Origin of the sequence: Flavobacterium sp., assembly GCF_044369455.1 — a bacterium.
Taxonomy (GTDB): domain Bacteria; phylum Bacteroidota; class Bacteroidia; order Flavobacteriales; family Flavobacteriaceae; genus Flavobacterium.
Map to the genome: position 1 here is coordinate 1 of NZ_JBIPLW010000042.1, position 7,892 is coordinate 7,892.

The window sequence follows — 7,892 nt, forward strand, 5'->3', positions numbered from 1 at the left end:
AGGTCCGCGACCGCCGGCAAATGTGTCTCCCATACCGCCAGCGGTGCTAAATTCGAAACGGAGCCGCACTTCACGACTACCCGCGAGTTGGCCGATATCGACACGTGCTTGACGCCATGCAACACCGGGGGCTGTTTGTCCAGCGGTAAGATCATTGTCGATCGCACGCTCTACTGGGGCCTCCTGTGTTGAACTATTGTTCGTTACCAACAATCTCCAAACGCCATCGTCTCCTTGTCCATAGACTCGGAACGAATCACGGATCGGGTTGGTCAGCGAAGAATTCGCATCTTCGGTGCTCAAGAAATAATTGAAGTACAACGTAGGCTTGTCAGCAGAAGACATACCGGCCAACGAGAATGGTTGACTCTCGAGCACGCCTGCCGCACCGCCTGGGAAGTTGTAGGTGTTTGCCAAAGGTGTACCCAAGGCGCGAGGCTGAGCCAGGGGATTCGAGAAGTTATCGAAGTTTACGTTGTTATTGGCAAATCGGTTCTCAAAACCAAAGTACCAACTCAACCCGCCGTTGGTCGAGACATCAGTTCGATCCGTTGGGGCATTTAGATTATGGCCTGCATCGTTCCCTCGCCGAGCAGATTGGTGCCACAAATTGTAATCCAGGTTCGAGAACGCAAGGCCTGAAAGCGAGACCAGACCAGTGGATACTTGCGATTCACCGTTGGCAAATACCCCCTGTGGGACCCCATTCGTATCGAACGCATGAATATTCCCGAATACGTCTGTACCAAAGAGAATATCTTCATACTGTCCACCACCAACGTGACGTGGTCCCGCAGACAAGCCCGTGAATCGGATACCTGTTAGATTGTATGACGAGGAAACGTAATCGGCGATATTGCCAGCGAAGTTCGATGTCAATCTATTTGAGGAAACGCGATATAGTCCCCCTTGGTCGCTTACCGCGAAGAGATCACCGTTCACTTGTGCAATCCCAGTGACAGCTCCTCCGGGAGCAATGCCAACGCGTCGAGCACTGCCGGTTGCGGCCGTTACTTGTGCGTTAACCAATTGCACTTCATTGTTGACTGCTACTGCCGATAGACCTGCAAACCCAGCGGAGTTTAGAGCTTGTGCTAAGCGTAGTGCCATCGTCTCGGCAGTGTCTTCAGCCAAGAAATCCACCGCGATTCGTCCGCTACCAACATTGCCAGTCGAACCAAGATCTTGTGCAACTCCTCGAGTGCTCAAGATGTTGAAAGAGCCGGTTACTGCCCCGCTGAAATTAACGCGATTGCCATCGAATCCAACTTGGATCGTTGAAGGAACCGCTTGTTTCAGGGATGCAACAAACTGTGCGTTTGTCATCGTTGGGCTGTAGAATACTGTCGTTACTCCAGGTATGACACCTGGCGAAGCATTCGTCGTGATCTGATAGGTAACGCCATCGATCACAAACTGATCCCCGTCCAAAAGTACCCGTGATGGGAAATTGACAGGATCGAGCTGCAACCGTAATTCCGGTCCTGCATTGAACTCAAACGTTACGTTGGTGCTCGGCAAAACGCGAATCGAAACCGTATCACCGTCATTTACCAAATTCTGCGTTGTAGATCGAACTTGGGTAGCCTCTGTTAACGCAACTCGAGTGGATACCGTAAGACCGGGCAATGGCGAGGTTTGAATGAAACCACGCTCTGTGACCGAAGTTCCAGCACCTAGAATTATGTCCGGTGGGTTTGGATTACCCGCTGTAACGATGTTGAATGCATTGTCATTGTTTGGCGTTGGACCACTATCGCCGGCACCGGTTCCCGCATTGAATCGATACAAGATATTCTGTTCATAACGCACCCCAGGACTTGCTGGCGCAAGAGGTCGGTTCGCTATCGCGAATCCAATTTCCGTGCCACCTAAATTCGCATACGTCAGGGCATTGAAGATAAGCCCTTCGTTTTGGTCTGCCAGTTGACCGTCCGCCGGGTTCAACTGTCGAGTCGTCACACCAAAGTTGCCGTCGACCTGTGCTGTCCCAGTACCTGGATCGATCAAAATGTAGTTGGCATTCGCGTCGTTTCTGACGTTGTTCACTCGGCCGCTGAACGCTCGGATATCCCCGTTGGGACGTATCGCGAAGTCATTGATTTCTGCCAATACCGTCGCTCCAACGAAATTGGAAAGCTGGCCAGTCATTGAGTTTGCAAGAAATATTTGAGAAGCTCCGTTCGCAAGATCCTGCAGCAAATACAACGGCACATCACCAAGTACATACTCAACCCGAGACGATTCTGGGAGGAATTGCGGAACAATCGGACCTTGTGCAGATGCACCAAGTCGACCATCTACACGGTCTTCGACGATGTAGCGACCGCTATTGACAGGTTGCAATCGTACGCCGCTGTCGTTGTTACCTGTTGTACTAAGACGATTGGCCAGCACCGTTGGAATCTGAGATCGACTAGTAACTGCGAGGAAATAACGACCCGCAGGAAGTTCAACCGAACCGATATACGGATCCAATGTACCTGTCGATCCGCGACTTAGGTCAGAATTGTCCGCCGATCGCAATGCGGTCGCTCGGTCGTCAAGGATATTGCTATCTTCACCAAGATGGATCAAGTTACCATTGGAATTGAATAGATACATCGACATATCAGCTCGACCGATTCCATCCGCATAATCGATGTCGAAAATCGTCGATAAATATTGAGCCAACGGCGACAACAGTTGTTGATAGCTGATGTCAAACGAAAACCAGTCTATGTCTGATGGAGACGAAAGGCTACCCGCGACAGAAATCGTACTACGATCCGTTTGAAGGAGGTTGCCTAGGTATTGCGCGGACGCAAACGTATTATTGTTGGTTGTCGCTGTTTCAACTTCTGCTGTTTCACCCACCAGCGGAGAGTGGCGTGGAACGCCAGAAAGCGTCACACCATTCGTAGCAAAACGAATGTCGGCGTGTGATATCACCGTTCCCGGGAATTCTTGCGCTTCGCCCAATCGCACTTGCAATTGGTACGAGCCTTTCGATTTCCCTAGACCTACCGATGCAGGATTGGACAATGCAGGAGTGCCTGCGGCTTGACCTGCCACTTGATTGCTGCTTCGAACGCGAATGTGATACAGGCTAGCGACCGACTCTTGGCCTGGCAGCACAACTCGCATACCCGCATCTTTCGGATTGGTCCCGTAGTCGTCCCGTGCATCGCCAGCCGCAGTTGTTGGTACTTGAATCAAAGAACTCTTGCGAAGAGGATTCGCAGAGTTGCCCGAAAGCGTTGTAAAGATCGGATTCGTGGTACGCTCTGTTTCCTCCAAGAAGGAATCGTCAGACAACGCCAAAATCGTTCCGTCTGCCGCAATCAATTCCACAACCGTGTCCAACCCAAAGGTCGTTCTATCAATGTCCAACCAAACTTCGGTTCGACCGTTTGCGGTGAAACTATAAACGTCGACGTCCGATGGTTTGTTGATCGTACCTTGGATCTCAAAACCTAAGCGAGCGTTTTCGTCACCACCTGTTGATTGTCGTGATAATTGCCCCAGATATTGTGCACTGCTAGGCGTATCATTAGCGGCAGGTGAACTTGCACGAGCGGACTCGCGTTCAGACACTGCGGCTACGTTGCGGTCATTAGAGTACGTTCGAGCAGTCAACCCAGTCCATGCACCTGCCGTCGCTACAGAACCAGTACCATCGTTGTTGGTATCAAAATTGGAGCGACCATCGATTCCGAATCCTGCACCGACCGTATCATCCGAGAGACTAGTCAATATCACTGGGAAATTTGGTTGCCCTAACACTTGCAGACTACCGCCGATTCGCGACGCATAGTCGAGTGGAGTACCGGTGGCTGTCAGCCCAACAGATCCAGCGGCTCCGCCGAATTTAACAACTAGACTTTCGGATGCACTACTCTTCAATCGTAGCCCGCCGAAGGTGTGCAAATTGTCAGAGGTGATTGAACTGGAGACGACATGCACGATGTCAGAATCGTCCCAGACACTTTGCGTTGTAATTGTCTGACCACGAACCAGCATACCATTGGTGGTGTTTCGTGAAAGCTGATTGCCCTTGACGAGCGGTCCTTGGTTCTCCAGAAACTCGCCCACGAGACCCAATTCGCCCGTCGATCGACCGCGATCGGTAACGTACTCATGGCTCAAAGAATTGACATCGATGTTAATCGCCGCGCCATCGTTATCGTAAATGCGGTTGTTGACGATAATCGGTTGCGACCCTCGAACGAAGATGGCTGCAGCGCCGTTAGTGCCTCGACCTGTTCTCGATGCCGATGTCGAGCTCTCAGTTCCCGACGCGCTTTGCTCAATTCTCGAATTCGTGAGCCGGAAGTCTGCTTGATGGACTTCAATCGGATTGAACGACGCGAAGCCCCCTTCGATTCGCGTGGAACCGCCAGCGAATGCCATTCGAATATTGTCTAAAGATCCAGAACTAGCGTGCCCAACGAACACTCCACCCCAGTCACCGCGATTCGGAGTTCGTGTCGCTCGCGTGTTCGAAGTGTCCGATGTTCCACCGACCCCGAAACGAGCATCGTTGATACTCGTCATCACAATCGGAAGTGAAGCGGTGCCCTCAGCGACCAGATGCCCACCATTACGGACTTCGATTCGAGAGCCTTGCGATTTGATAATCAACCCCGGGTCGACGATCAAGCTGCCGTCAAGCCTGGAGCGAACTTTTGATGTTAACTCTACCAGTGCAGAGCCGGTGACGTTTCCATTGTCAACAAAAGTCGTTGTAACGGCATTGATTTGCGCAACAAAGCGATAAGTTCCACCACCGGTTGCATCACTGCGATAAATGCGTCTGGCCACATAAGGCAATCCTGGACCGATAGGTGGCAGATTGTCGAGAGCAATAGATCCATTCGCCGCTACAGTCACCGAGGATGTTGGTAACGATGCTAAGCTTTCACTTCCTGCTGCATCGACATAAACAAGCTTGTAATTGTAGGTTCCAGCCGATAACGAACCACCTGTAGATGCAACTAAAGTCACGACTGTAGTCGGGGGAGCTGCAACATCAATAATGCCGCCTCCTGGACGTCCATCAACAATCAAGTTTTCACCGACCACGTGAACGATATCCAAATCGTCAAATCGCGCAGCGACCGTAATGGTCTCTGGATTTTCTGCTGCACCTGTTCGCGTGCGGATGAACAATCCGTTGACTGTATTGTTAACAATTCGATTGCCTCGAATGTCAGGTCCGACTCTGTCGTAGTCGGCGACAAACAAACCATTGCCTTGCGATCGAGGATCATTGAAGTTGTCTTCGCGGAAGCTGTTTGGTGTCGCGGACATCGCCGCATCGGCGCTTCGAGTAATCAAATTGTTCGCAATAGAAGGTCGCGAGTCGACGATGTGAATGGGAGTAATGACTTGCGAAACACCGTCCACAAAAACTTGGCCACCGCCGAACCGCAAATCGGAGTGGACGACCGTGTTCAAGAACAATCCATCGCGCTCGCGATCTGTTCTCGTTTCATCTCCGCCGTCAATTCTGTTGCGAAATTCGATCCCGCCCCAGTCCCCTGGTCCGGGTGCAGGAGGCGTTTTGTCAGGATTCACTCCGACACCCACGGTGTCGTTTATGGATGTGACGATCACTTTCGAATCAGGGATTCCAAGCAATTGAAGGGAACCACCGCTGCGATCCACGCTCACCGTGGAACTACCTGCGCTGATTCTCGCACGCCCCATCTTGATGATGGCGCCCGCATCGATCATCACCGTAACATTCTTGGGAACATCAAACGTTGAGCCGTCCGCCAAACTCTGTCCAAAACGATTGAAACCTATTTCGAAGGCTCGGTTTTGAGTATTCCCCAAAATTCGCACGACGACGTTGCGTGTCGCCAGCGGATCCGATTGGGAGATGGTAGCTGCCTCGGTTAATGCTCGACTGATGGTGTTGTACGGTGAAGCGAGCGTGCCCGAACCGCCATTGGCTGCCGTCTTGTCAACCCAAATCGTATAGGCAGAAGCATCTGCAACTCCAGGAACAGGAGTTGCCCGGTCAGGTCTCGTAGGTACGAACCAATAATTATGAACCCCACCAGGTCGACCATCCCCATCTCCATCCAACGGAGTCGGTAATCCATTGACGTCCACTAAGGATGCTGGAGCAGGTGGACGATAATCGATGCGAAGCTGATACTTGCCCTCTGATTTTCCACCTAAACCCGAGTCTTCGATCTCAGGATTGTAACTCGTGTTGCCTTTGGCACTAACGCCGACAATGTAGTCACCACCTTTGACAAACTCGAGTTGCACTCGAGGATCTTTGCTAAAGTAATCGTCATTCGCTGCAAGTTCCACCCAGCGAGGGGCCAAAGTTGTCCCCTCATTGCGATAGAGCCGTATCGCCGCGTCTAGCAAACTGGAATCTGCTTGCCTCTCAGCCACGATCTCCAGGTTGAGCTGCCCACCCACACTAGGCAGAGTGAAACGATATAGGTCGATGTCTCGACCTTCTGGTCGAAGAATATGCTGTCCGTGGACGATATCGTGATTGCCCGGGAAAACAGGTTCGGCATTAGTAGAAGTCGCCAACGGCAAATTGTTTTGAACCGTCGATTGCGGTAGTTCATCAGCGCTTCCCAAGCCCAGCAACACGCCAATACCACGCATGAAAGATCGGAACAATTCCGTTCCGAACAAATTATCATCCGCCGAGTTGAAATCTTGGATGTCAATAATTGCAGCAGAGATGGCTGGATTCGAAACCAATGGTCCGGCCGCGAAAGTCAAACCTCCAGCGCGGTTGGCCTCAATCGGAGTCAACGCAGTCAGCGGATTGATCGCCAGCATATCGCCTACGGCTACGGTGAAGCCTAACGAATCACTCTCGAGAAATCGTACTCCCAAATACTTTTCGTAGAGCGAGAAAATTTGGCGAACCAAATCCTTTTGAGGTTCAGTGATCGCGTTCAATTGAACGCTTTGATTCGCTGTCCCTAGTTCCGATGCGAAATTGTAACTGATCACCGCGATGCCATCGGCATCTGTTCGAGTCACGTGATGTTGATAACGACTGTCCCGGTTTCCAGCTTCATTGTTGGCACCAGGGAAATCTAATTCGTACGGTGTTTCGTTTAGAATTTGAGAATTCACGATAACCGACTTGGCACCGCTTCCGGCGGCCCAAGCGCCACCCAGATCGGCTGCACTCGTAAAGCGACTACCCGGATCCGTTGCCTGAGAAACTTCTGTCACGCCACCCGCAGTGGCCCCTTGATTGTTACCAATCCGCAAACGCAAAGCGGTAATCGGTAACGGATTACCTAAAGAATCCACCAAAGCGTCTAGATTACGGCTGAACGTTAATGTCGATCGATTCAGTACGGAATCGTAATTGACAGACACTGGTAAAAACACGACATCGTCTGTGCCGCGAAGCGTGTTACCCGTGTGCACCAATTGATAGTACTCAGGCTTCTGCGCCTCCACAGGATTCAAATCATCATCATTGAAGTAGACATGAATAACGTTGCGCAATTGGCTCAAAGTGCCATTCAAATTGCGAACGATCGGTTGAGGTACCACGGATTGAATGGTGGTACCAAGATCCAAATCGAACCGAACACTCTTGCTCACACCCGAATTGAATGCTTGTCCTGCAAGGTTTCGAAGCGCAAATGGTCCTGCGCCCAAGATATCGATAATGTAAAAATCGTCTGGCAGTGTCTCAGCAAATCGAATGACAACTTCGCGATTCGTGTCCCCAAAACCAATAAAGGATGGAGTAATCGCAACGTCGTCACCAGCCACCAAAGTCAATGGCGAGTAAGTAGTTGGATTGGCACCAATTCGAGTAAATAAAGAGCCACTAACCAAGCGAGCTCGTACTAGACCATTGGAATCTAAAGATAGGTTGATTGCATCGATCAATTCTCCCACGG

1 pseudogene is annotated in these 7,892 nt (G+C 51.1%); it reads right to left on the reverse strand.

The features are described 5' to 3' along the window. A pseudogene (locus ACIQ2L_RS13705) lies at nt 1-7,892 on the reverse strand (hypothetical protein); the annotation flags it as partial.